This window comes from Rhodonellum sp. (genome assembly GCF_030656585.1).
GTDB lineage: Bacteria > Bacteroidota > Bacteroidia > Cytophagales > Cyclobacteriaceae > Rhodonellum > Rhodonellum psychrophilum.
Genome location: NZ_JAUSPP010000031.1, coordinates 19,382 through 42,412, shown reverse-complemented (window position 1 = coordinate 42,412; position 23,031 = coordinate 19,382). Strand labels below are relative to the sequence as shown.

The 23,031-nt window shown below is 46.0% G+C and carries 19 protein-coding genes; 7 read left to right on the top strand and 12 right to left on the bottom strand.

Features of this window, described 5'->3' with window-relative positions; all coding sequences use genetic code 11:
• Positions 1–128 precede the first annotated feature (128 nt).
• On the top strand, positions 129–599 hold the full coding sequence (locus tag Q7J63_RS07220; protein WP_304885036.1) for a hypothetical protein: 471 nt from the start codon (positions 129–131) through the stop codon (positions 597–599).
• Positions 600–601: 2 nt separating this feature from the next.
• Here Q7J63_RS07220 and Q7J63_RS07215 read toward each other — a convergent pair whose 3' ends face one another.
• The 4 genes from Q7J63_RS07215 to Q7J63_RS07200 are packed head-to-tail and all read right to left on the bottom strand — an operon-like array spanning position 602 to position 4,600.
• Positions 602–1,537, bottom strand: coding sequence for a rhomboid family intramembrane serine protease (locus tag Q7J63_RS07215; protein ID WP_304885034.1), 936 nt, complete (start codon positions 1,535–1,537; stop codon positions 602–604).
• A gap of 7 nt (positions 1,538–1,544) precedes the next feature.
• Positions 1,545–2,336, bottom strand: coding sequence for a rhomboid family intramembrane serine protease (locus Q7J63_RS07210; RefSeq protein WP_019596354.1), 792 nt, complete (start codon positions 2,334–2,336; stop codon positions 1,545–1,547).
• Between the two features lie 3 nt (positions 2,337–2,339).
• Positions 2,340–4,193, bottom strand: coding sequence for a DNA mismatch repair endonuclease MutL (gene mutL, locus Q7J63_RS07205; RefSeq protein WP_019596355.1), 1,854 nt, complete (start codon positions 4,191–4,193; stop codon positions 2,340–2,342).
• Complete coding sequence (locus tag Q7J63_RS07200; RefSeq protein ID WP_019596356.1) at positions 4,190–4,600, bottom strand: hypothetical protein; 411 nt, start codon at positions 4,598–4,600, stop codon at positions 4,190–4,192. Before Q7J63_RS07200 ends, mutL begins: the two co-directional genes overlap by 4 nt.
• 165 nt (positions 4,601–4,765) lie before the next feature.
• Here Q7J63_RS07200 and Q7J63_RS07195 point away from each other — a divergent pair, with 165 nt between their 5' ends.
• The 5 genes from Q7J63_RS07195 (at position 4,766) to Q7J63_RS07175 (ending at position 11,608) form a co-directional block, all read left to right on the top strand.
• Positions 4,766–7,741 carry a glycoside hydrolase family 3 N-terminal domain-containing protein gene (locus Q7J63_RS07195; RefSeq protein ID WP_304885030.1) on the top strand — a complete coding sequence of 992 codons (2,976 nt, stop codon included), beginning with the start codon at positions 4,766–4,768 and terminating at the stop codon, positions 7,739–7,741.
• Between the two features lie 206 nt (positions 7,742–7,947).
• The gene (gene bshA, locus Q7J63_RS07190) at positions 7,948–9,096 is read left to right on the top strand and encodes an N-acetyl-alpha-D-glucosaminyl L-malate synthase BshA (protein WP_019596358.1); all 1,149 of its coding nucleotides are present in this window, start codon (positions 7,948–7,950) and stop codon (positions 9,094–9,096) included.
• Positions 9,097–9,250: 154 nt separating this feature from the next.
• Entirely contained in the window at positions 9,251–9,877 is a 627-nt protein-coding gene (locus Q7J63_RS07185; RefSeq protein ID WP_304885029.1) for a sterol desaturase family protein, read from the top strand.
• 342 nt (positions 9,878–10,219) lie between these two features.
• Positions 10,220–10,777: a hypothetical protein gene (locus tag Q7J63_RS07180; RefSeq protein WP_304885027.1), complete on the top strand. Its 558-nt coding sequence runs from the start codon at positions 10,220–10,222 to the stop codon at positions 10,775–10,777.
• Positions 10,778–10,789: 12 nt separating this feature from the next.
• Positions 10,790–11,608, top strand: coding sequence for an NAD(P)H-binding protein (locus Q7J63_RS07175; RefSeq protein WP_304885025.1), 819 nt, complete (start codon positions 10,790–10,792; stop codon positions 11,606–11,608).
• Between the two features lie 137 nt (positions 11,609–11,745).
• Here Q7J63_RS07175 and Q7J63_RS07170 read toward each other — a convergent pair whose 3' ends face one another.
• Positions 11,746–12,909, bottom strand: a complete 1,164-nt coding sequence (locus Q7J63_RS07170) for a PQQ-dependent sugar dehydrogenase (protein WP_304885023.1) — start codon at positions 12,907–12,909, stop codon at positions 11,746–11,748.
• Between the two features lie 148 nt (positions 12,910–13,057).
• On the opposite strand from Q7J63_RS07170, the gene Q7J63_RS07165 reads away from it, so the two are divergent.
• The gene (locus tag Q7J63_RS07165) at positions 13,058–14,182 is read left to right on the top strand and encodes a sugar phosphate isomerase/epimerase (RefSeq protein ID WP_304885021.1); all 1,125 of its coding nucleotides are present in this window, start codon (positions 13,058–13,060) and stop codon (positions 14,180–14,182) included.
• 13 nt (positions 14,183–14,195) lie between these two features.
• On the opposite strand, the gene Q7J63_RS07160 is transcribed toward Q7J63_RS07165, so the two are convergent.
• The 7 genes from Q7J63_RS07160 to cysD form a co-directional block, all read right to left on the bottom strand.
• Entirely contained in the window at positions 14,196–15,776 is a 1,581-nt protein-coding gene (locus tag Q7J63_RS07160) for a solute:sodium symporter family transporter (protein WP_304885019.1), read from the bottom strand.
• Positions 15,777–15,857: 81 nt separating this feature from the next.
• On the bottom strand, positions 15,858–16,739 hold the full coding sequence (locus Q7J63_RS07155) for an inositol oxygenase family protein (RefSeq protein WP_304885017.1): 882 nt from the start codon (positions 16,737–16,739) through the stop codon (positions 15,858–15,860).
• 248 nt (positions 16,740–16,987) lie between these two features.
• The gene (locus tag Q7J63_RS07150; protein ID WP_033405699.1) at positions 16,988–17,587 is read right to left on the bottom strand and encodes a bifunctional precorrin-2 dehydrogenase/sirohydrochlorin ferrochelatase; all 600 of its coding nucleotides are present in this window, start codon (positions 17,585–17,587) and stop codon (positions 16,988–16,990) included.
• Between the two features lie 211 nt (positions 17,588–17,798).
• On the bottom strand, positions 17,799–18,566 hold the full coding sequence (gene cobA, locus Q7J63_RS07145) for a uroporphyrinogen-III C-methyltransferase (protein WP_019600564.1): 768 nt from the start codon (positions 18,564–18,566) through the stop codon (positions 17,799–17,801).
• A complete protein-coding gene (locus Q7J63_RS07140) occupies positions 18,563–20,665 on the bottom strand; it encodes a nitrite reductase (RefSeq protein WP_304885015.1) in 2,103 nt (700 codons plus the stop codon). Before Q7J63_RS07140 ends, cobA begins: the two co-directional genes overlap by 4 nt.
• Before the next feature lie 121 nt (positions 20,666–20,786).
• On the bottom strand, positions 20,787–22,043 hold the full coding sequence (locus Q7J63_RS07135; RefSeq protein WP_304885013.1) for a sulfate adenylyltransferase subunit 1: 1,257 nt from the start codon (positions 22,041–22,043) through the stop codon (positions 20,787–20,789).
• An 83-nt stretch (positions 22,044–22,126) separates the two neighbouring features.
• Positions 22,127–23,026 carry a sulfate adenylyltransferase subunit CysD gene (cysD, locus tag Q7J63_RS07130; RefSeq protein ID WP_304885011.1) on the bottom strand — a complete coding sequence of 300 codons (900 nt, stop codon included), beginning with the start codon at positions 23,024–23,026 and terminating at the stop codon, positions 22,127–22,129.
• Positions 23,027–23,031 lie beyond the last annotated feature (5 nt).

Genomic DNA, 23,031 nt, shown 5'->3' with positions numbered 1-23,031 from the left:
AATCAGACTACTTGAAGGGCATCGGATATTGCCGATAGGGTGAAGTCAAAATGGTTAATAAAGACGGATTCGTAAGCGATTTCAGACTCGAATTGGTAATGTAGGACACGGGTTCAAAAAAAAAGAATATGAAGAAAGGAATATTGTCAATGGTTTTTTGCCTTATGGCTTTGAGCATTCAGGCTCAGGAGCAAGGGGAAGTGAGAATCCAGGCGGGTGGAGATTATAAATTGACCATAAAGGATTATGGAAGCCATCTGGGTTTTGAATATTTCTTTGTGGATAAATTTTCCTTGGCCCCAACGCTTACGGTGTGGTTCCCGGAGATTGGAAACTCCTTCAACATGAATGTGGATTTGAGGTATTACTTGACCGAAGGTGTTTCCCAACTTTACATAATGGGTGGCTACAACAATTATTGGATCAATACCCAACCCGGAGATCCAGGATTGTCACAGACTCGGCCCGGGGCCAATTTCGGTGTTGGAGCCTTTATCAAGGCGACAGAAAGATTTGGCTTCAATACCGAATTCAAAATCCAAAGCCAAAATACCAGATGGCCGGTTTTCAGGGTTGGTGCGGTATATCTGCTGAACTGATTTTATTTTTTGCTGAATTCAAAAAGCTTCCGCTTTTCTTCCTTGCTCAGGGCTTCATATCCCTTTTCTGCGATTTTGTCCAGGATCTGATCGATTTCATCCTGCGTAGCGATCATCTGGGGCTTGCTGCTGTTAGGTGCTGGTTTTGAGACTTTAGAAGCGGTAAACTCACTTGGCCCCGAATGGGTTTTTTTGCGGTAAGAAACTTTCACTTTGGGGGTATTCCGGAAAAGATTCTCAAAGAACCGGCCGACGGCCTGAACAGGTCTTCCCCAATCATTTCCTTTTTGCAATTGCCAAATATAAAAGAATCCCAAGGCGGCTCCACCCAGGTGGGCGAGTTCCCCTCCGGCATTGCTCCCGATGGAATTGGCAAAGGCTATCACCACATAAAAGATAGCGATGTACTTGATCTTCACAGGGCCGAGGAGCAAGAGATGGAAGGTGGTGTTCGGGGCAAGTGTAGCCGCACCAACGACAACGGCATAAACCCCCGCACTTGCGCCAAGCATTTTGGAAGTAGCCAATACTTCGCTGAAGAGTGGGGAGATATTGTAAATCAACAGGTAAAACAGCCCACCGGCGATACCGCCCAAAATATAAAGATTGGCGAGTTTTCGACTGCCCAGATATTGATGGACCAATAGGCCAAACCAATAGAGGAAAAGCATGTTGAACAAAATATGGAAAATCCCCTCATGCAAGAACATGTAGGTGATAATGGTCCAGGGTTGTAGCAAAAACTGGGGGATGTCGGCGGGCATCATCAAAAGATTGATGCCCGTTTTGTATGCAGTACCTGCGCCTGCAAAAGTCATGAATACACGAAACACCAGGACCGTAAAAAATACCAGCAGATTGATCGCCAGAATTTTATACAAGCTGTTGTCGCTGTGCTTAAAAGCGTTTTTTAAATTGTCCCAAAGTCCACCGTACATAATCTCCTCAATAAAATTCTTTTCTGTTTTTCTTCCAATAAAAGACCATTCCCGCCCCGATCACCAAACCACTAAGGTGGGCAAAATGTGCGACATTGTCCATCGGATTACTGTTGATAACGTTATAAACCGTATAAAGTCCATAAAATAAAACCAAATACTTGGCCTTGACCGGCATGGGGGGAAAGAGGAGGAACAACTGTGTATTGGGAAACAACATCCCAAAGGCAATCAACACCCCAAACAATGCCCCCGAAGCGCCTACCATCGGAATATTTGCCTGGATTTCCCTTACTCCCATAAGGTTTTCCTTTGCTCTTTGAACTAGGCCAGGGTCCTCTGGATTCCGGCTATAAGCATCTACAAAATCATAAACACCGGATCTGAACAAATGTCTATTGTCTTTCACAAAATCATTGAAACGATCAGGGCTGGGGTCGCTGTAAAACTGGCTGATTTTATCATCCAATTGGGACATTCTGTAGGCGGTATAACCCGAATACAACAAACCTGAGCCCACACCGCAGACCATCCAAAGTGCCAATATTTTCTTTGGTCCCAGAAACTGCTCCAGTAAAGGGCCAAAGATAAACAATCCAAACATGTTGGAGAACAAATGCCAAAAATCAGCATGCATAAACATGTAGGTCAGAAACTGGCTCGGAAAAAACCGGTTGCTTTGCACATAATAAAGTGCAAAAAAATTCTTGAGCTGGGGCATGAAATAAGTAGTGATGACAAAAGCCCCTACGGTGACCAGCAGAATATTTTTTACAACAGGTGTTAAATTTTTAAACATTTCTTATCGATTGAAAAAGGTGTGTATCTTATTTAAATCCAGTTTGACGAAGGTTTTGTTTCCCGAAAGTCCATAATTAGGGTTTTGGCAAGCAAACAACTGCCCAACCAAAATTTCCATTTCGGGAGAACTCAGGCGCGTGCCTTTTTTGGTGGAGGATTTCTTGGCAAGTGATCTAGCCAAGTTTTCCCTTTTGTCTATGGAAAGCTCCGCTTTGAAATGTTTGAACTGCTCCAACAAGCCCTCAAACAAGCTCTTTTCATTGTTGACTTGAATGTCCGCAGGCACGCCTTGGATCAGGATGGTTTCCTTGCCAAACTCTTCTATCACAAAGCCTAAGCTGTTCAACTCTTCTTTCATGTCAAAGACCAAGGAGAAATCGGCTTGGCTCAAATTGATTTGCTGAGGGAAAAGGCATTGCTGTGAGGACCCCGAGGCATTGTCCAATTGACGCTTGTACCGTTCGTACAAAATCCTTTCGTGGGAGGCCTGTTGGTCCAAGATAAGCAAGCCCGAAGACATCTGCGCCACGATGTAATTGAGTTCCACCTGAAAGGTCGTGCCAGTGGTTTCGGACTCGGTTGGAAAAGCCAAAGAATCCCTGCTTCCCAATTCACTTGCCTTGGAGGGAAACGTCAGCACATCATGGTCATCATCCCTGGAAATCCTTTGCTCTTCGGTCATTTCTGAAAAATTGAGGTTGCCTTCAAAGAGTTTTTCCCAACCCGAAACATCCTGTTTCTTGAAGGTGGAGGTGTTGAAATTTTTATAGCTGTTTTCGCGACTTACATCCTCCTTTTTTTGTTCGTCATGCTTCCAGTTTTCTGTAAAATTGACGTCCAGGCTGAAATCCAGTGCGGGCACGACATTGTGTGCGCCCAAAGCTTGTTTGACCGCGGACCTCACCACTGCGTAGATCGTGCGTTCGTCATCAAACTTGATTTCCGTCTTGGTCGGATGGACATTGATGTCGATATGGGAAGGGTCTATTTCCAGGAAAAGAACATAAAAAGGCTGCATGTCTCCGCCCATCAATCCTTCATAGGCATGGGTGACGGCATGGTGGAGATAATTGCTTTTGATAAATCGGTTGTTGACAAAGAAAAACTGCTCGCCTCGGGTTTTTCTGGCATTTTCGGGTTTCCCCACATATCCCTTTACAATCAGGTGGGGCGTATCTTCCTCACAGGGAACCAGCTGTCCTTGGTAGGATTTGCCAAAGATCCCCGTGATGCGCTGACTCAATTTTCCCGGAACCAAATTGAAAAGGTCCATGTCATTCTGCATAAAGGAAAATCCGATTTCTGGATAGGAAAGGGCCACTCTTTGGAATTCCTCCACCAAGTGTTTCATTTCCACAGGATTGGATTTCAGGAAATTCCGTCTTGCGGGCACGTTGAAAAACAAATTTTTGACGGAAATGGATGTTCCGGTGGCCGCCGAGATCGGTTCCTGTTTTTTCACTTCGGAGCCTTCCACTTGGATCAGGGTTCCGAGTTCATGTTCGTCTTGGCGGGTTTTCATTTCCACTTGTGCCACTGCGGCGATGGAAGCCAAAGCTTCCCCTCGAAACCCAAAAGTCCTCAGCGTAAAGAGATCCTGGGATTTCTTGATCTTGGATGTAGCGTGGCGTTCGAAGCTCATTCGGGCATCGGTCAGGGACATCCCTTTTCCATTGTCGATCACCTGGATGAGGGTTTTTCCCGAATCCTTGACCAATACATGGATCTGCGTAGCACCTGCGTCCACGGCATTTTCCAACAGTTCCTTTAGGGCTGATGCGGGACGTTGGACGACTTCACCCGCTGCGATCTGATTGGCAATGGCATCGGGAAGAAGTTGGATGATGTCGCTCATCTTCTGGCGGGCTTTTTTAATCTAAAAAATGCCACCAATAGGACGATGACGAATATCCCAATCGCCAATATGTAGAGGGCTTGTAGCCCATAATAGACATATCCCATTCCACCTCCGATGAGGAGAACGATGATCAAAAGCCTCATGAAACCGGTATTGTTCATCACTGAACTGCCGCGGCCCTTGATGGGTCCACCTTGGGTAAAGGCGCCTCTTATTGAAGAGCCGTAATTGCTGTGAAAGGCTTCATCCATCTCTTCATCCGACTCCAACTTCCCATCGGCCTGAAGTTCCCGCTTGATTCTGGCTGTCCTTTGTTCTATCTCTTCCCTGACCGGATCGTAGTACCTGGGTTTGATATCAAAGCGACTGGGACTCGCGGAGCTGAAGATGGATGGAAATTTCATGATAATGATAGATTGAATTGAAGAGAATTACGTTGATAATAAAACTTGCTTCCTTTTGTCAAATTTGATGGCAGAAGCCGGTTTTTTTTCGTGTAAGTTTGTACGGAACATCGTATACTCTACAAAGTTATTTTAATATTCAAGCAATAAAAATTAAACAATGGCATGAGGAGAAAAGTTTGGACTGGTTTTTTTGGATTGTTTGTCATTTTCCAAATTTACGCATTTGTTGGAAAAGGAGGCGAGGAAATTAAAGACCCACTTGAATCCAGAGACCCTTTGGTCACCAAAGACCACAGAAGACAAATGGAATGGGTGGACAGCATTTTCAACCACCAATCCTTTGAAGAAAGGCTGGGACAGCTTTTCATGGTCGCTGCCTATTCCAATAAAAATGAAAGCCACAAACAGGAAATTGCCAAATTAATCAAGGAGCAGCATTTGGGGGGATTGATTTTTTTTCAAGGAGGTCCGGTAAGACAGGCTGACCTGACCAATTATTACCAATCCATTTCCAAAACACCCCTTTTTATCGCCATGGATGCTGAATGGGGCATCAGCATGCGCTTGGATTCTGTCATGGCCTTTCCCAAAGCAATGACACTCGGTGCCTTGCCGACGGAAGAGCTGATCTACGAAATGGGCAAGGAAGTGGCACGCCAATTCAAGGAAATGGGCATGCACATCAATTTTGCGCCAGTGGTGGATGTCAACTCAAACCCCAAAAACCCGGTCATTGGATACCGTGCATTTGGGGAGGAAAAGCGTTTGGTGGCCAGAAAATCCATTGCCTATATGAAGGGCCTTCAGGACCATGGGGTGATGGCCAATGCGAAGCATTTCCCAGGGCATGGAGATACGGAAACAGATTCCCACTATTCCCTTCCCTTCATCAAACATTCTGAAAGCCGGATCAAGGATATCGATCTTTATCCCTACCGGGAGTTGATCGAGGAAGACCTCATGAGCGTGATGGTTGCCCACTTGTACATCCCGAGTTTGGACAGTGAAAAAAACAAAGCGACCACGCTTTCGAAGTATGTGGTCACCGACCTGCTCAAAAAGCAGATGAATTTCAATGGATTGGTCTTTACCGATGCGCTTAACATGAAGGGTGTGAGTAGTTTTTACAAGCCTGGGGAAGTGGATTTGTTGGCATTGCAGGCAGGGAATGATATCCTGCTTTATTCCCAAGATGTCCCAAAGGCCAAAGCCATGATCATCCAGGCCATCGCTGAAGGGAAAATCAGCCAGCAGGAAATCGATGACCGCATCATCAAGGTACTCAAAGCCAAATACTGGGCTGGGCTTCACCAAAGGAAAAAAATAGACACCAAAAAGCTGGTGGAAAGGCTGGGTGGACCTTCCACCGAATTGCTGATCGAAAAACTGTATGCGGATGCCATAACGGTGACCTCAAACAAAAACGAATTGTTGCCGCTCAAAAACCTCGATCTATTGAATATGGCGTCCCTGACCATCGGTGGAGACGGGAAGATTTTCCAAAATAAGTTGAGCAAATATGGCAAATTTGATCATTACGAAGTCCCGAAAGGCTCCGATGCCGCAAGCCTTAAATCCCTTGAGGAAAAACTTTCCGCTTACAATACTGTGGTGGTAGGTTTGATGGGTGTCACCAACAGCACCACGAGGGAATTTGGAATCAATTCCTCGGATATCAATTTGATCGCCAAACTCGGGCGGGAAAAAAACGTGATCACGGTCCTTTTTGGGAATTCCTATTCCGCAAAATACCTGAATGGAGTTCAGCACAATATACTGGCATTCGAAAACAATGAATTTACCCAACGATTGGCTCCTGAAATCATCTTTGGAGGAAGGGACGCCAAGGGAATCCTTTCGGTCACGGTGAGCGAAAACCTCCTCATGGGAAGTGGAGGGTATTTAAAAGGATTGAACCGATTGTCCTATACCCTTCCCGAAAGCCAGGGAATGGACAGTCGGGAATTGGCGAAGATCGATGAGGTGATGGAGAAAGCGATCGCCAAAAAGGCAATGCCCGGTGGGGTAGTCCTGGTGGCCCACAAGGGAAAGGTGGTTTTCGAAAAGGCGTATGGATATTATGATTATAAAAAATCACAAAAAGTAACCACTGAGACCATATACGATCTTGCCTCGATCACCAAGGTGCTCGCGACAACCCAAATGGTCATGTTTTTGGAGAACAGGGGCTTGATCGAAATGAATAGGCCGATTTCCAGGTATTTGCCTGAATTGAAAAATACCAACAAAGGAGATATGATCCTGAGTGACATCATGGCCCACGAGGCAGGGTTGGTGGCTTTCATCCCGCATTATGCCAAGACTGTGGAAGCCGGATCATGGAAAAAAGAGTATTATCAGGACAAGCCAGATGTGCAATATGCAATGGCAGTATCCAACGACATGTATGGAATCAGTTCCCTCAAGGATAGCCTTTGGCGTTGGACGGTGGACTCCAATGTCAAAAGCCCGGAACCAGGCAAGAGAAACCACAACTATGTGTATTCAGATCTGACGATGTATTTGATGCAGGCCGTTGTCGAAAGGATCGTCAATCAGCCGATGGATGAGTTTATGGATCAAAATTTCTATGGACCGTTGGGGCTTTATACCTTGGGCTTCAATCCCGCAAGGAAATTTCCAGTATCCGATATTGCACCTACAGAAGAGGACGTCACTTTCAGAAAAAGAATGGTCCAGGGATATGTGCATGATCAGGGAGCGGCAATGTACAATGGCGTAGCCGGGCATGCGGGTCTGTTTGGAAAGGCAAACGACCTGGCAGTGATGATGCAAATGATGCTTCAGGGCGGAGAATACGGAGGGGTCAACTTGTTTGAAGAAAAAACAATCAAGCAATTTACAAAAAGGCAATCCTCCCAAAGTCGAAGAGGCTGGGGTTGGGACAAACCAAACGTCGAAAAAGGAAATGGAGGGAGTGCTGGAAATTTGGCTCCCAAAAGTACCTTCGGGCATACTGGATTTACGGGAACCTGTGTATGGGCTGATCCCGACAATGATTTGATTTACGTGTTTTTGTCCAACCGCGTGCACCCCGATGCCAACAACAATATTTTATTGAAGGATGGGGTAAGGACCCAGATTCACGATATCATTTATAAATCATTTGGGAAATAATCTAGGAAAATTGCCTTCGAAATATGCGTTAAGGCATTTGTAATCATGGATTTAGTGTATTTTAGTGGAGTCGTATTTTCCCGGGGATTTCAAATCCTTTGAAATCAAATCAATTGGGGTCAATATATATTTTCGTAATTTTGAACAAAAATCAGCCTCATGCGTGTTTATAGGCTATTGCGTCAAATTTTGAACTGAATTTATTTATGAAAATCGGAATCGTTTGTTACCCTACCTTTGGAGGAAGCGGCGTTGTGGCCACGGAACTTGGAAAGGCCTTGGCCAAGGAAGGGCATCAGATTCATTTTATTACCTACAGACAGCCTACCCGTCTGGATTTTTTCAGCGAAAACCTTTTTTATCATGAGGTGGACATCAAAAGTTATCCTCTTTTTGAGCATGCTCCCTACGAACTGGCCCTTGCCAGCAAAATGGTGAATGTGGTCAAATATGAAAAGCTGGATTTGCTACATGTCCATTATGCGATTCCCCATGCCTCAGCGGCCTATATGGCCAAGCAGATCCTGAAGGAAGAAGGCATCCATATCCCGGTGGTCACCACTCTGCATGGAACCGACATCACCTTGGTGGGCAAGGATCCTAGCTATGAGCCCGTGGTCACCTTCAGCATCAATAAATCCGATGGTGTCACTGCAGTTTCCGAAGATTTAAGGAAAGCCACTTTTGAGCTTTTTGATATCAAGACAGAAATCGAAGTCATTCCCAATTTTATAGATTTGGAACGCTTCAAAAGGCAGAAAAAGGAACATTTCAAACTGGCCATCTGTCCCCTTGGGGAAAAACTCTTGGTCCATACTTCCAATTTCCGAAAAGTGAAGCGGGTTGAAGATGTGGTCAAGGTGTTTTATGAGGTGAACAAAGTCACGCCTTCCAAACTGCTGATGGTGGGAGACGGACCTGATAGGGACAAGATGGAAAGGCTTTGCAGGGATCTCGGTATTTATGACGACGTGCGCTTTTTGGGGAAACTCGAAGCCGTGGAAGAGGTCCTTTCTGTTGCCGATTTGTTTCTGATGCCTTCAGAAAAGGAGAGTTTTGGTTTGGCGGCATTGGAAGCAATGGCATGCGAAGTTCCGGTATTGAGTTCCAATGCCGGAGGGATCCCAGAACTGAACATCGACGGTGTTACCGGATTTGTCTGCAATATCGGGGATGTCACCACCATGACGCAAAAAGCCTTGGAAATTCTCGACGATGCAAATCTTCCGGGCTTCAAAGCCAGGGCCCTCGAACGTGCAAAGGTGTTTGACATCACCAAAATCCTCCCCCAGTATGAAGCTTTCTATCACAAAACCATTGAAAGAAGTTTGAGATTATTAGAAAAAGTTGATTAAAATCAACAAAATAAATCAAGGAATAATCATACAAAATACATTATTTAAAATTAAATTTACATATCTTCTTTGAGCAAAATAAGCTGTTGGCAAAACTAAAAATTTCTATTGTTTGCCTACAGCATTCTTTGAACAAAAAAATCATTTGAATACAATGAAAAAAATAGGAAGGTTGGATAGACCCGACAACAGCGGTTCTGCACACATGTTCGAAAGTCCGGTCTTGGAGAAAATGTCCAGGACACATATCAGCATACCCATTGTGATGTTTTTGGTTATCAGTACCATTTCTTTTTATTATGCCTTGACCACCACCGAAATCCAGTTGAGTGTTGGGCTGTTGGTTTTGGCTTCGGGATTGTTTGTTTTTACATTTGTGGAATACATGATGCACAAGCATTTTTTTCACATGGAACCGGATACACCCGTAAAAGATAAACTCCAATATTCTGTCCATGGTGTCCATCACGATTACCCCAGAGACAAAGACCGATTGGCCATGCCTCCTTTTGTGAGTGCTGCCTATGTGATCATATTCTATTTTGTGTTTACTTTCCTGATGGGAGATTATGCACTGTATTTCCTTCCGGGATTCTTGATTGGGTACACGGGTTATTTGGGTGTACATTATATTGTCCATGCATTCCAGCCGCCCAAAAACTTCCTGAAGGTACTTTGGGTCAATCATGCCATCCACCATTACAAGGATCCTGATGTGGCTTTTGGCGTGAGTTCTCCTCTGTGGGATATCCTTTTGGGTACGATGCCAAAGAAACAATAAGCTAAATTCCTTTTTCAAAAAGATTGAATGAAAAGAATGAATGATCTTCCAGGAGATCATTCATTTTCAAAGTGAGAAACAAAACCTATCCAGAAGATTATTCAAAAATCGATTCTGGATATTGTTCATGTTTTGTTTTTGAGCACATGAACAATTGAATCACAATACGTCCATCTGGTTTCTTCATTTAATATTGCGTCCAAATAGAGACCGGACATTTAAAAACCACAGCAAAAGTACAGTTTTTATGAATACAAAAATTATTAAGGTGTAGGGATCATTCATTCATTCAAGTCTACGGATTTACAATCCCTGCCGAAGCGTATTTAAAACCCATAGGCAATGGAATATAATCTAGCGGAAATTTATTTCGACAACTTGAACAAGCGGGCTCCCCTGCTTGAGAAAAAAATGAATGATTTCATCAATGGAATCCCTGATCCAAACTGGGAAAAAGTCCTTGATTTTTTTAGAGACAGGTTCTTCATTGATTTGCCTTATTTGCAGTCTCCCTGTTATGGATTGATTTACCCGATCCAAAAGGTTTTCCATGACAAGGATATCGATCAGATCCATTTCAATTTGTTCTTGAGTATCGAAGCACCCATTTTCACTGCCTATTATGTCGCGATGGAAGTGGATAACGGCGGGGATGCAAAAATCACCCTTTTTTCCGATCAAGATTTCCAGCCCGATGGCTTTGATTTTGATGCGGCCATAAAACATGTCATTTCGGTTTATCCTGACCACCAATTTGTCAGTCACAAAGCACTTTTTGCAGAAAAGGTGGACTGGGGAATTCCCTTGAATGGAGCCAAATCCGAAGAAGGCAGCTATCCCTTTGAGTTTTTATTTGATCAATTTTATGGGCAATTGGACCAATTAGAAGTGGAAGAATAGTATTTTGAGGGCATGAAAAAAATCTCGGTTATTGGGCTGGGTTGGCTGGGTGAACCTTTGGCCAAGCAGTTGATCAAAAAAGGATATCATGTGATGGGAAGTACCACTTCCCCGGAAAAGCAGGAAAGATTCGAAAAGCAAGGCATTCCTTCTGCCTTGCTTTCTTTTGTACCCTACCCCGAGGGCGTTGATTTCCATCCGCTTTTTGAGACGGATTTGCTGATTGTGAATATCCCGCCAAGGTCACGGACTTTTCCCGAAAGCTTCCATCCCGAGCAGATCAAATACATCAAAGCCATGGCCACTCAGGCAGGCATCAAAAAAATCATTTATGTCAGTTCCACCTCGGTGTATCCAGATGCCAATCAGGAGGTCAGGGAATCGGATCCCCTGACTTTGGAGAATACGGGAAATAAAGCGCTTTTCAATGCGGAACAGCTCCTGTGGCAAGACAAAAACTATGACCTTACCATCATTCGGTTTGGAGGGCTTTTGGGCGTGGACCGGATTCCGGGAAGGTATTTTTCGGGAAAAGAAAATGTCGTTGGCGATAGCCAGGTCAATTATATCCACCGGGATGATGCCGTTAACCTCATCGATTGGGTCATCGAGAAATCGCTTTGGAACGAGACTTTCAACGGGGTCTGCCCAATTCATCCGCAGCGAAGGGAAATCTACGAAAAGAATGCCCTTGACTTGGGAATGCCGCCACCGAGCTCCTATGCTGCTGAAGGGACCAGCAAATGGAAAGTGATTTCCCCCCAAAAAATACAGGATACTGGTTTGGCATTCAAAATTCCAAATCCTTTGGATTTTTGGTATGTGGGGTGAGGACGGGGGACAGGGGACGGGAGACAGGGGACGGGAGACGGGAGACGGGAGACGGGGGGGCAAAAAAAAACCGCTTGCCCCTATCCTAGGAGCAAGCGGTTTCATTATTTTAGGTTTAAAGCGAAAAAAACTAAAGCCTATTCTTGTTCTTGGGGGATCAATTTGACCAATAAACCGCTCCCATCGGTGATGGCATAAAGATAGCCTTCTGGGCTTTCTGCAATCTGTCTGACACGACCGAGGTCTTGGAACAATTTTTCCTCACCAACATATTTGGTGCCGTCAAGCTCAATCCTCGCAATGTGCATTTTGGCCAATGCAGTGACCATTAAGTTGCCTTTCCAAGCGGGATATTTGTCAGAAGTGACCAATTCCAAACCACCGGTTGCGATGGATGGAACCCAATACGTAATGGGCTGCTCCATTCCTTCTTTCTCGGTGATGTCCGAAATCGGTTTTCCATCATAATTGATGCCGTACGTAATCACAGGCCAACCATAATTCTTTCCTTTTTCGATCAGGTTCAGCTCATCACCACCCATTGGGCCATGTTCCACTGCCCAAAGACGATTGTTCGAAGCGTCATAAACCATTCCCTGTGGGTTTCTGTTGCCATACGTCCAGATGGATTTTACAGCACCGGGAGTATTTACAAATGGATTGTCCTCAGGGATACGGCCATCGTCGTGGATTCTGTGGATTTTTCCATGGGCATTGTTGAGTTCCTGTGCATTAACTGGTCTGGAACCTTTGTCTCCATTGGAATAGTAAAGATAGTTGTCCTTGTCAAAAACAATCCTGGAACCAAAATGTCTTCCACCTTCCCATTCTGGAAGATTGACCATCAGTTCTTCTTGGTTTGTTAATGCGTTTCCTTCCAATTTGGCTCTCATAATTGCCAATGCACCGCCTTTGCCTAGGTTCTTGGCATAAGCAAGGTAAATCCAACCATTGTTGGCATAATCAGGATGAAGGACAATGTCCAAAAGACCGGCTTGATTCACGGCATGCACCTCTGGAACACCTGTTAATTTCTCTCCGGTAAATTTGTCATCCTTGAAAATCAGGATCTCCCCTTTTCTTTCGGCAACCAGCATTCTGCCATCCGGAAGCCATGCCATGGCCCATGGATTTTCCAATTCAGTAAAAAGCGTATCCACTTTAACGGTCATTTTTTCGGTTTTCACCGCAAATGGATCCATTGGCGTGGGTTCGACTGTTGCCTCCTTTTCTGCACAGGATGCCAATCCAAAGAAAAGGCCACCCATCAGAATAAATGTAATATTTTTCATGTTTTTCATAGATTTCACATTGATTAACGCATAAATTTAATCAATTTAAATGGAAAATGCTTTTTGAGATTATATAAGTGGCGAATCAGTGCGCCCATTTGGCTTTTATAACCAAGTGGACATTCCTATCTTTAGAAAAATCAAATCAGTAAGAAAAATGAGCAATCAGATTTGGATAATGACCTCTGCCTTTGACCAATTGACCTTGGACCAAACAATCACCAAAGCCGGTGAGGCGGGCGTGCAGGGATTGGATGTCTGTGTTTTTCGAAAGGACGGTACCCGGGATGACTTTGTGGCCACGCACATGGATTATGGGAATTTTGGACCCGAACAAGCCAAGTCCATTCTCGACAAATTCAATGCGGCCAAACTCAGGCTGTCCATCGGCGCCTTTGACAACCTGATCGGAGGGGATCCAGAACAAAAAGTTAAAAACCAAAACCACCTCCTTCAATTGATCCGCATGGCACATTTGCTGGGAGGAGATGAAAATGGGGTGATGGTAGGGACTTTTGTGGGCTACAACCATGACTTGGGCATACAGGAAAATGGCTTCGAAAAAAATCTGGAAGAATACCAGCGGATCTTCAAACCCATTGTTGACTATGCCGAAGGATTGGGCGTCACCGTCTTGTATGAAAATTGCCCCATGGAAGGTTGGCGCTCTTCAGGCTATTCAAGTACGTTCAATAACCTGACGGGGGTTTTGGCAGCAAGGAAAATTATGTACGAACTCATTCCCAGCAAGGCGCATGGGGAAATCTATGATCCCTCCCATGATGTCTGGCAGCATACCGACCCGGTCGAGGTGATCAGAAATACAGACATGAGCCGCCTCAAAAGAATTCACGTCAAATCCACCCGCAATATTCCCGATCCTTTTTGGGGAAATATGTATCCGATGCAGCGCATAAAACCCGAATGGGCAGAAAAGGCCGGGATTCCCTTCAGTACCAATGAATGGGACAGGCACCATTACGAGGCGACATTGCCCGGATTCGGCTTGGGAGACCACATGGATTGGCGGGCTTTTGTGAAGGTCTTGAAGGAAAAGGGATTTTCTGGGCCTTTTGAAATTGAGAATGAAGCCAAGCTTTCCAAGCAAACTGGGAATATGGCGGCCATCATGCAGGGATGCAAGGCTGCAGTACAGAATTTGGCGCCACTGCTTTACCCTTTGGGGGAAGCGGGATATGGCTATCCGGTTGATGAAATCATGCCACTCAAGGATTTGGGAAGAAAGGACATTCCGGTGATGACGATGGAGGCGCTCCGGTAGCTTTGAAACGGGCTTATAAAATCATGCCCAGCCAAACATAAATCAAAACGGTCACGGTGCACAATACCAATGACAAGGGTTTGGCAAATCTCCAGGGGGTCATCTCCAGAATGGGCGCAGCATTGTAGGCTACAAGATTTTTCCTTGGGTAATACTTGCTGATGCCCAGCATGACAGCCAAATTGAGCAGGAATTCAATCGCCCAGATATGGACAAAGTGAATTCCGGTGTCAAAAACAAAGGTGGTGATCAGGTAAAAAAGCAGTCCCGTGATCAAACCCAATTTTGCCCCTTCGGTAGAAACCCTAGGGATAAAAAAGCCCGCAATAAGGATGGAGGCGATCGGGATGAAAAAGATGCCGTTCAGTTGTTGCATCAATTGGTACAATCCGTCCGGGGCGTTTCCGACCATCGGGGCGATTAAGATGGAGAAAATGGCTAAAACCAGAGAACTTAGCCTGCCCACCCGAACGATTCCCCTGTCCGAACATTTGGGATCGATCAGTTTCTTGTAGATGTCCAGGCTGAAAATGGTGGCTGCAGAATTCAGCACGCTGTTGAATGTGCTCAAAATCGCCCCCAAAACCACTGCGGCAAAAAATCCCAGCAAACCCAAAGGCAGGATTTTCTTCAGAAGTATGGGGTAAATGAAATCCTGTTCTCCGTAATATTGATCGCTGAAATAATAATAGGCGATAATGCCGGGGAGCACAATGATCAAGGGGATCAATATTTTAAAAATCCCGGCATACAATAGTCCTTTCTGGGCTTCTGCCATGTTTTTTGCACCAAAAGCCCTTTGGATGATGGTTTGGTTCATTCCCCAAAAATACAATTGGTTGATCATGAGCCCGGTGAAGATCACGCTGAAAGGCAATACGGAATCCTCTGCTCCGATGACATTGAATTTTTCGGGAGCATGCGCATATACTTTGGAAACGCCATCCAATATATTTCCTCCCCCGATATCCCAAAGCGCCAATATGGGAATCATCAATCCGCCTATAATCAAGCCTATCGCATTGACAGAATCGGAGAGCGCAACCGCCTTGAGTCCTCCGAAAACCGCATAAATGGACCCGATTACGCCAATGGTGACCACGGTGATCCACAATCCCTCCGGCCGACTGACCTGGAGCATCTCCGATACATTGAAGATGCTTTCCAAATTGATCGCTCCGGTGTAGAGTACGATAGGGAGCAGCGTGACCACAAAAGATGCCATCAGCAAAAAGGCAACGATGGTTCTGGTGGAACTGTCGTATCTTCTTTCCAGATATTGGGGAATGGTCGTCAGCCCCATTTTAAGGTAAATGGGTAGAAAATAAAGTGCTGCGATGACCAAGGCGATGGCACTTGTCACTTCCCAGGCAATGATGATCATGCCGTTTTTATAGGCAGACCCATTCATCCCGATCAGGTGCTCCGTGGAAATATTGGTGAGAATCATGGATCCGGCGATCACGCCTCCGGTCAGGGATCTTGCCCCCAAGAAATAACCATCTTTCGAATGAAGGTCTTCTTTTCTCAATCGGTACCAGCAATAGACTGCAACAAAAAATGTAAACCCCACGAAGGTTCCAATGGTCAGCATAGGTGTCTTCAAAAAAGGGTTGATCACCTCCAAACCTTGGACATGGCTTGGAGGATGGATTTGGGTGTCAAAGAGGGGGTTTTAAAATGCCATTACGGAAGGCAGGTATTTTGAAACGAGATTTTCATAATAGGGGCGCAATGCTTTTGAATCCGGGGCCACGGGGACTTTGGAGTAAAGGTCATAAGGATTGAATTTCTCCACCCATTTGAACATTTCCCTGTCGTGGTCATTCATCAAATGTTCGTAAGCGCCCTCTCGGTGTTGGGCATAAAATGAATGGTATCTGATCATGTACAAGGCAGGCTCGGGAAGGTAATCTTTCATCATTTGGTAGAGGTATTCATCATGTCCCCAAGACATTTTCACCTTGTCCAAACCGCAATTGGGTGCGTAGATGCCGTATTTGGTATTGTACCTTTCGTCTTTGGAATCGGGATTGTTTTCAAAAAACTCCGGATAGACGATCTCCTCGGCATGTTTGCAGCCCACCGGAAAAGTGTCTCCAACCACCGCCCATTGGGGTTCTCCAAAAAGGCACAACACTTTGCCCAGATCATGGATAAAACCTGTGAGCACAAACCAGTCGGGATGCCCATCGGCCCTGATGGCTTCTGATGTTTGGAGAAGGTGCTGGAGTTGGTCCAAATTGATGTCCGGGTCAGAATCATCCACCAGGGTATTCAAATAGTCGATCGCCTCCCAAAAAGGAATTTCCTTCTTTTCGAATTTCAAGAATTCCGCTTCTTTTTGGCTTACAAAATCGTAGGTCTGGTATTGGTGGTTGAGCCTGTAAAACTCCCGCACCGTATCCACCCTTTCCGAATCGTGGTAATTCCGGTAATCTTCCTTTGCCTTTGCCTGCTCGCTTTTGGGTTCGGGATAGCGTGTCAATAGATCATTTTCCCAGTCCTCAATGCTTTCAAGAGGATTTACTTCCTTGTCTGTGAATTTGGATTTCATGATAGAAATGCGTTTAAGTCGGTTGAATTCTGCTCAAAAACACGCGAAAAAGAGCATTGATAGACTAATATTACAAATTAAATTTTTCTTGGCCAATGATTTTTGGAATAAAAATATTCCGCCAATATTTTGACGGTCAGCGGTTTTCACGCGGATTGTTTGCTGCTTTTGTTTCCATGGAAAAAATTGGATGGACCCTTTTTAAAAAATCTGAAAAGTACATTGATTTGGCAATTGCCATAAAAAAATCACTGCTCCTCCGCTTTCTCTGTTTTCCCCTTTGCCACCAATCCTTCTGTCAATTTATTCAAAGCATCCACTTTGTATTCAAAGTCGCCTTTCAGGGTTTCCCTGTAGCGGTTGATGTTTTCGACCAGTTCATTGATGTCTTCGGGGATGACTTCCTCCAGGAGTTGGCGGATGCGTTTGGCAGTGGTGGGGGATTTTCCGTTGGTGCTGATGGCGATCTTCACGTTTCCTTTGGTGACGATGCCGCCAAGGTAGAAATCACACAATTCGGGGGTATCCGCGACATTGACCAGCAAAAACCTTTCCTTCGCATCGTCATGGATCTGTTTGTTGACTTCCCTGAAATTGGTCGCTGCGATCACCACGTGTTTGCCGCCCAGGAATTTTTCCTCATAGGGGCCTTCAATGAGCGTCACATGCTTGCTTGCCGCAGCCAAAGCCCTGAATTCTTCCGAAAATTCCTTCGACACCACGGTCACATGGGCATTGGGACTGCTTTTCAACAGGAAGGAAAGTTTTTCCAGTCCCACAAAACCCGCTCCTACCAAAAGCGTGTTGAGTTGGTTGACTTTCAGGAATATGGGATAGAGTTCATTCATGGAAGGTTTGGGCAATGCGAACATTGCCCTTAAAATTTTACATTTTGTTTTCTGCTACTTGAGAACGAATTTAAGAACAATAGAGGATGAAATGAAATCGCATTGGTCAAATTGAGAGAAGCCATCTTTAACAATCCATTCAGGATTTACATTTCCAGAAATGCTGGCTTTCTGTTTCAAACCCAATTTTTCTACCCTCCAAGCCTTATTTCTAAACCCTCACCAAAGCCTCTTTGTAGATTTCCATGAGTTTTGGGCTTTCCTTGACCACCTCACCGATGATGATGATGGCAGGCGCGCCAGGTGTCAAATCATGGGCTTTTTCCTCAATGTCGCCCATCATTCCCGCGACAATCTTCTCCTCCTTGGTGGTTCCGCTTTGGATGATCGCAATGGGAAGGTCTTCCCGCTTGGATTTTTTATAGCAGGCGACGATTTCCCCCAATTTCTTGGTCCCCATCAATACCACGACCGTGGCCTTGGATTGGACCGCCAAGTCAAAATCCCCGGACAATTCCCCCGAAGTGGTGGTGCCGGTGATCACCCAAAAGCTTTCGCTGACACCCCGCTTGGTGACCGGAATCCCGGCAGCGCCGGGAACGGAAATCGAGGAGGAGATCCCCGGAATCACTTCTGTGGCAATACCGAAGGCCTGGATATAATCCACTTCTTCGGCTCCTCTGCCAAACACAAATGGATCTCCACCCTTCAAGCGCACCACATGGCCGTGCTTCAAGGCATTCTCGACACAAAGTCGGTTGGTGTCGTCTTGCGGGGTCATGTGTCTTCCGCTTCTTTTGCCGACAAAGATTTTGATGGCTTTGTCGGGGGCATGCTTCAAAAGGCGCTTGTCTATCAAAGCGTCATACAAGACCACATCGGCCTTGTTCAGTGCCAATACTCCTTTTAGGGTGATGAGCTCCGGATCTCCCGGACCCGCACCCACCAAGGTGACTTTTGGATTTACGACTGTGTTCATAGGGCAACCTCTTTTTCTCTGAATTTTATCAGGTTTTCAAATACTTCCTGCGCTTGTTTGTAATAAGTATTGGCGAAATCTTCGGTGGGCTCATTCTCCTTGATCTGAAAGACAATGGAAGAAAAATCACTTCCAAGATCGATTTTCCCGGTCTGGATAAAGGATTCGTCAAACAGCGCCACGATATTGGCATAGGAGTTTGTGCTGATACTTTCCCCCAACAGGATGGCTTTGGCCCCATTGATCATTCCCGCATAGGTTTGATAAATGCTGTCTGCCCATTTCTTTTCATCCAGGTTTTCCTTTGCCAAATCCAGTTTTTCCCTGGCTTCCAGCAAGAGCGTGGCGACCAAGTCAATCACGACACCGGCACATTCGCCCACGCCCACAGCAATCTGATAGCTTTCTTCATGTCCCCAATCCACATAATCCGAATCGGTGAGGATCTCTGTGCTGGTCAGGACTTTCAGCATGTCGTAGAAATACATCTGCCCTTGACGATCGTAGTAGCCGAGGAAATTCTCGTTTTCGCCCACGTTCAGGTTGAAATCATCCAGCAAGATGCGCAATGCCTCAGGTCCGCGTTTGCTTGGGATTTTGATCACCTTATCGGAAAATCTACCGTTTCCATTTCCCAGCGTTCCACCGCCCAATAGGACCTGCAAGGCTGGAATAACCGCTTTCCCGACTTTCATCGACATTCCCTGAAAACCGATATGGGCCATGTTGTGCTGTCCACAGGCATTCATACAGCCGGATATCTTGATGGTCAGGTCTGTATTCTTCAGGTATTGGGGATATTCATGGAGGATGACTTTTTCCAACTCCTTGGCGATTCCCGTGCTGCTGGCAATTCCCAGGTTACAGGTGTCTGTTCCGGGGCAAGCGGTAATGTCTCCCAAGGTATTGTAGCCATGATCCGCCAAACCGATTTTTTTCAGCTCTCCGTAGAAGAAAGGAACGAGTTCCTTTTTCACATCCCGGATCAATATGTTTTGTCTCAAGGTAAATCGAACTTCATCGTTGGCATATTGCTTCACCAAAGCCGATAATATTCTGGCCTGGTCGGTGTAAAAGTCGCCCAAGGAAACTTTCACGCCTATCGAAACATATCCCTCTTGTTTTTGGGGCAAGACATTCGTCACGAGCCATTGCGCATAAGCCAGGTCCAATGGCTCCGCCACGGCTTGGATTTCCGGGTTCGGAAGGGTTTTTGCAGCCTCAAAGGCTTGGGTATCGATTGGGTATTTTTTATAGGGCAAGGCTTTTTGTTCTTCCTGGACCAATTGAAGGAACGCTTCCGTCCCGATATCCTTGATCAGGAATTTCATCCTGGCTTTCAGTCTTTTGGCCCTTTCGCCGTGTCTGTCGAAAATCCGCAACACGGACTCAATAAACGGGATAAGCTCGTCAATGGCCAAAAATTCGGTGATCAGGTCTGCATGCCGCGGCTGGGAACCCAGTCCGCCGCCCAGGAGTACTTTGAAACCCCGGATTTCTTCACCGTTTTCGGTCTTGACTTGTGGGATAAATCCCAAATCATGCAGGTAGCTCAATGCGGTGTCTTCCTCAGATGCCGAAAAAGACATTTTGAATTTCCTGCCCATTTCTTGGCAAATCGGGTTTCTCAACAGATACCTGAACACTTCATCAGCATAGGGCGTCACATCAAAAGGTTCCAATGGATCCACGCCGGCAGTCTCGGAAGCGGTGATGTTCCTGACAGTGTTTCCGCAGGCCTCTCTCAAGGTGACATCGTCTTTTTCCAGTTCTGCCCAAAGTTCTGGTGTCTGGTCCAAGCTCACGTAGTGGATTTGGATGTCCTGTCTGGTGGTGATGTGGAGTCTTCCCGTGGAGTATTTATCGGAAACATCCGCAATTCGCGTCAGTTGGTCCCCTGTGGCTTTTCCGTAAGGCAATTTGATCCGGATCATTTGAACGCCCGGCTGGCGCTGTCCGTAAATTCCCCTGGCGAGTCTTAGGCTCCGGAATTTTTCTTCATCAATATTGCCATTCCTGAAAAGGGCGATTTTCTTTTCCAAGTCAAGAATGTCTCTTTCAACTATGGGGTTTTCTATTTCTGTTCTAAAGCTTTGCATCGTTATTTGCCCTCCAGGGCAGCATTTTGTTGTTTTGTAGCACCAGTTTTCCGAAAAGGATTCTCCGGATTGGATTTTCCTGCTTCTTCCGATTGGGCTATTTGGTTTTCGCTTTTTTGGACTACTCTATAAATCCCACACTCACGGTATCATAGCTGCCTTCATCGATCAGGATAAAGCTGCCATTGGATTTGTTTTCGGAATAGGGATCATAATGAATCGCCTTGCTGAGCTTGAAATTCACTTTTCCGATATCATTCAACTTCAGTTGCTCGGTGGGTTCATCCCCGGAGAAGTCGGTGTGCACCAGGGATTCGATACTTTCGACCTTCGCCATCACCCGGTTGACACCGTGCTGCAAGGTGTATTTGTTGCCCACGCGAAGGGGCCTGTGGTTTACCTGACAGATGGTGGCCCGGATCTGTTTTGCAGATTGGGGGATTTGTTCCGAGCGGACCAGCATGTCTCCGCGGCTGACATTTACTTCATCCGCCAGCGAGATCACGATGGAACTGTCCGGTGTGGCTTCTTCAATCTCCTGGTCAAAGAAGTGAATGGATTTGATGGTGGATTCGGTGAAGGAGGGAAGGATGGTTACTTTTTCCCCGACCTTCAGGTTTCCGCCATATAGTTTTCCGGAAAATCCCCTGAAATCATGAAAGGCTTCTGTTTTGGGACGAATGACAAATTGAACCGGAAAGCGTGCAATGGAACTCTCGAATAGATCGGTCGGCTCCAAGACTTCCAGGTGGTCCAAAAGCGTGTTTCCCACATACCAAGGCATCAATTCCGATTTGGCGGCGATGTTTTCACCCTTGAGAGCGGAGATGGGGATGAACGTGATCTGCTCGGTTCTGAAATTGCTTTTCTCTACCAAAACCTCAAAATCTTCCTTGATTTGGAGGTAAGTGGCCTCATCATAGTCCACCAGATCCATCTTGTTGATCGCCACGACCACATGGCCAAGCCGCAGGAGGTTGCTGATGAAGAAATGTCTTTTGGTCTGCTCGATCACTCCTTTTCGGGCATCGATCAGGATGATGGCCACTTGGGAAGTGGAGGCGCCCGTCACCATGTTTCGGGTATATTCCACATGGCCGGGCGTGTCGGCGATGATGAAATTGGTCTTGTCGGTGGAAAAATAAATATGGGCAACATCGATGGTGATTCCCTGTTCCCTTTCGGCAACAAGGCCATCGGTGGCCAAGGAAAAATCCAGGTAATCATAACCCTTTTGGCGGCTGTTGCGCTCGATGGCTTCCAGCTTGTCCGTGGTCAGGGAATGGGTGTCATAGAGCAATCTCCCGATCAAGGTGCTCTTGCCGTCATCCACTGAACCAGCGGTGGCTATTTTGATGAGTTTTCTATCTTTTGACATTTTGTTTTTTCTAAAGGAGGAACAAGAGGGAAGAGAAAGTGCGGAAATCGAGGGGTGGTTTGTGGATCACCGGATTCCATTTTCTAGAAATACCCGACTTTCTTGCGGTTTTCCATGGCGGCTTCCGATCTCTTGTCGTCTATTCTGGCGCCACGTTCGGAGAGGGTGGAGGTTCTGATTTCTTCTACCACAGCATCCAAAGTGTCTGCCTCTGACAAGACCGCTGCGGTACAGGTCATGTCCCCGACGGTTCTGAAGCGGACCATTTTTTCCAATACCTCTTCATGGGATTCCCGGTACACATGCTCGTTTGCGGTCCAGATCATGCCGTCACGGAAGAAAATGGCCCTTTTGTGGGCAAAGTAAATCGAGGGGATCTCTATATTTTCTGTTTTGATATACTCCCACACATCCAGTTCGGTCCAGTTGGAGATGGGGAAAACGCGGACGTTTTGTCCCTGGTGGATTTTTCCGTTGAGCATGTCGAAGAGCTCGGGTCTCTGGTTTTTTTCGTCCCATTGCCCGAAGTCATCCCGTACGGAGAATACCCTTTCCTTTGCCCTGGCTTTTTCCTCGTCCCTTCTGGCACCGCCGATACAGGCATCGAACTTGAATTCCTCGATGGCATCCAACAGTGTGGTGGTCTGAAGGGTGTTGCGGCTGGAATAGCGGCCCCTTTCTTCCGTCACCTTGCCCTGATTGATGGAATCCTGGACATTCCGCACGATGAGCTCAAGGCCCAATTCTTCCACCAATTGATCCCGGAAGGAGATCGTTTCCGGAAAATTGTGCCCGGTGTCGATGTGCAGCAGCGGAAATGGAATCCGAGCGGGATAGAAAGCCTTTTGGGCCAGTCGGACCAGTGTAATCGAATCTTTTCCTCCGGAAAACAACAACACAGGCTTTTCGAACTGTGCCGCCACCTCTCTGATGATCTGGATCGAGGCTGCTTCTTTTGGATTGGGAATAAAAATCTTGTTCATGTCAA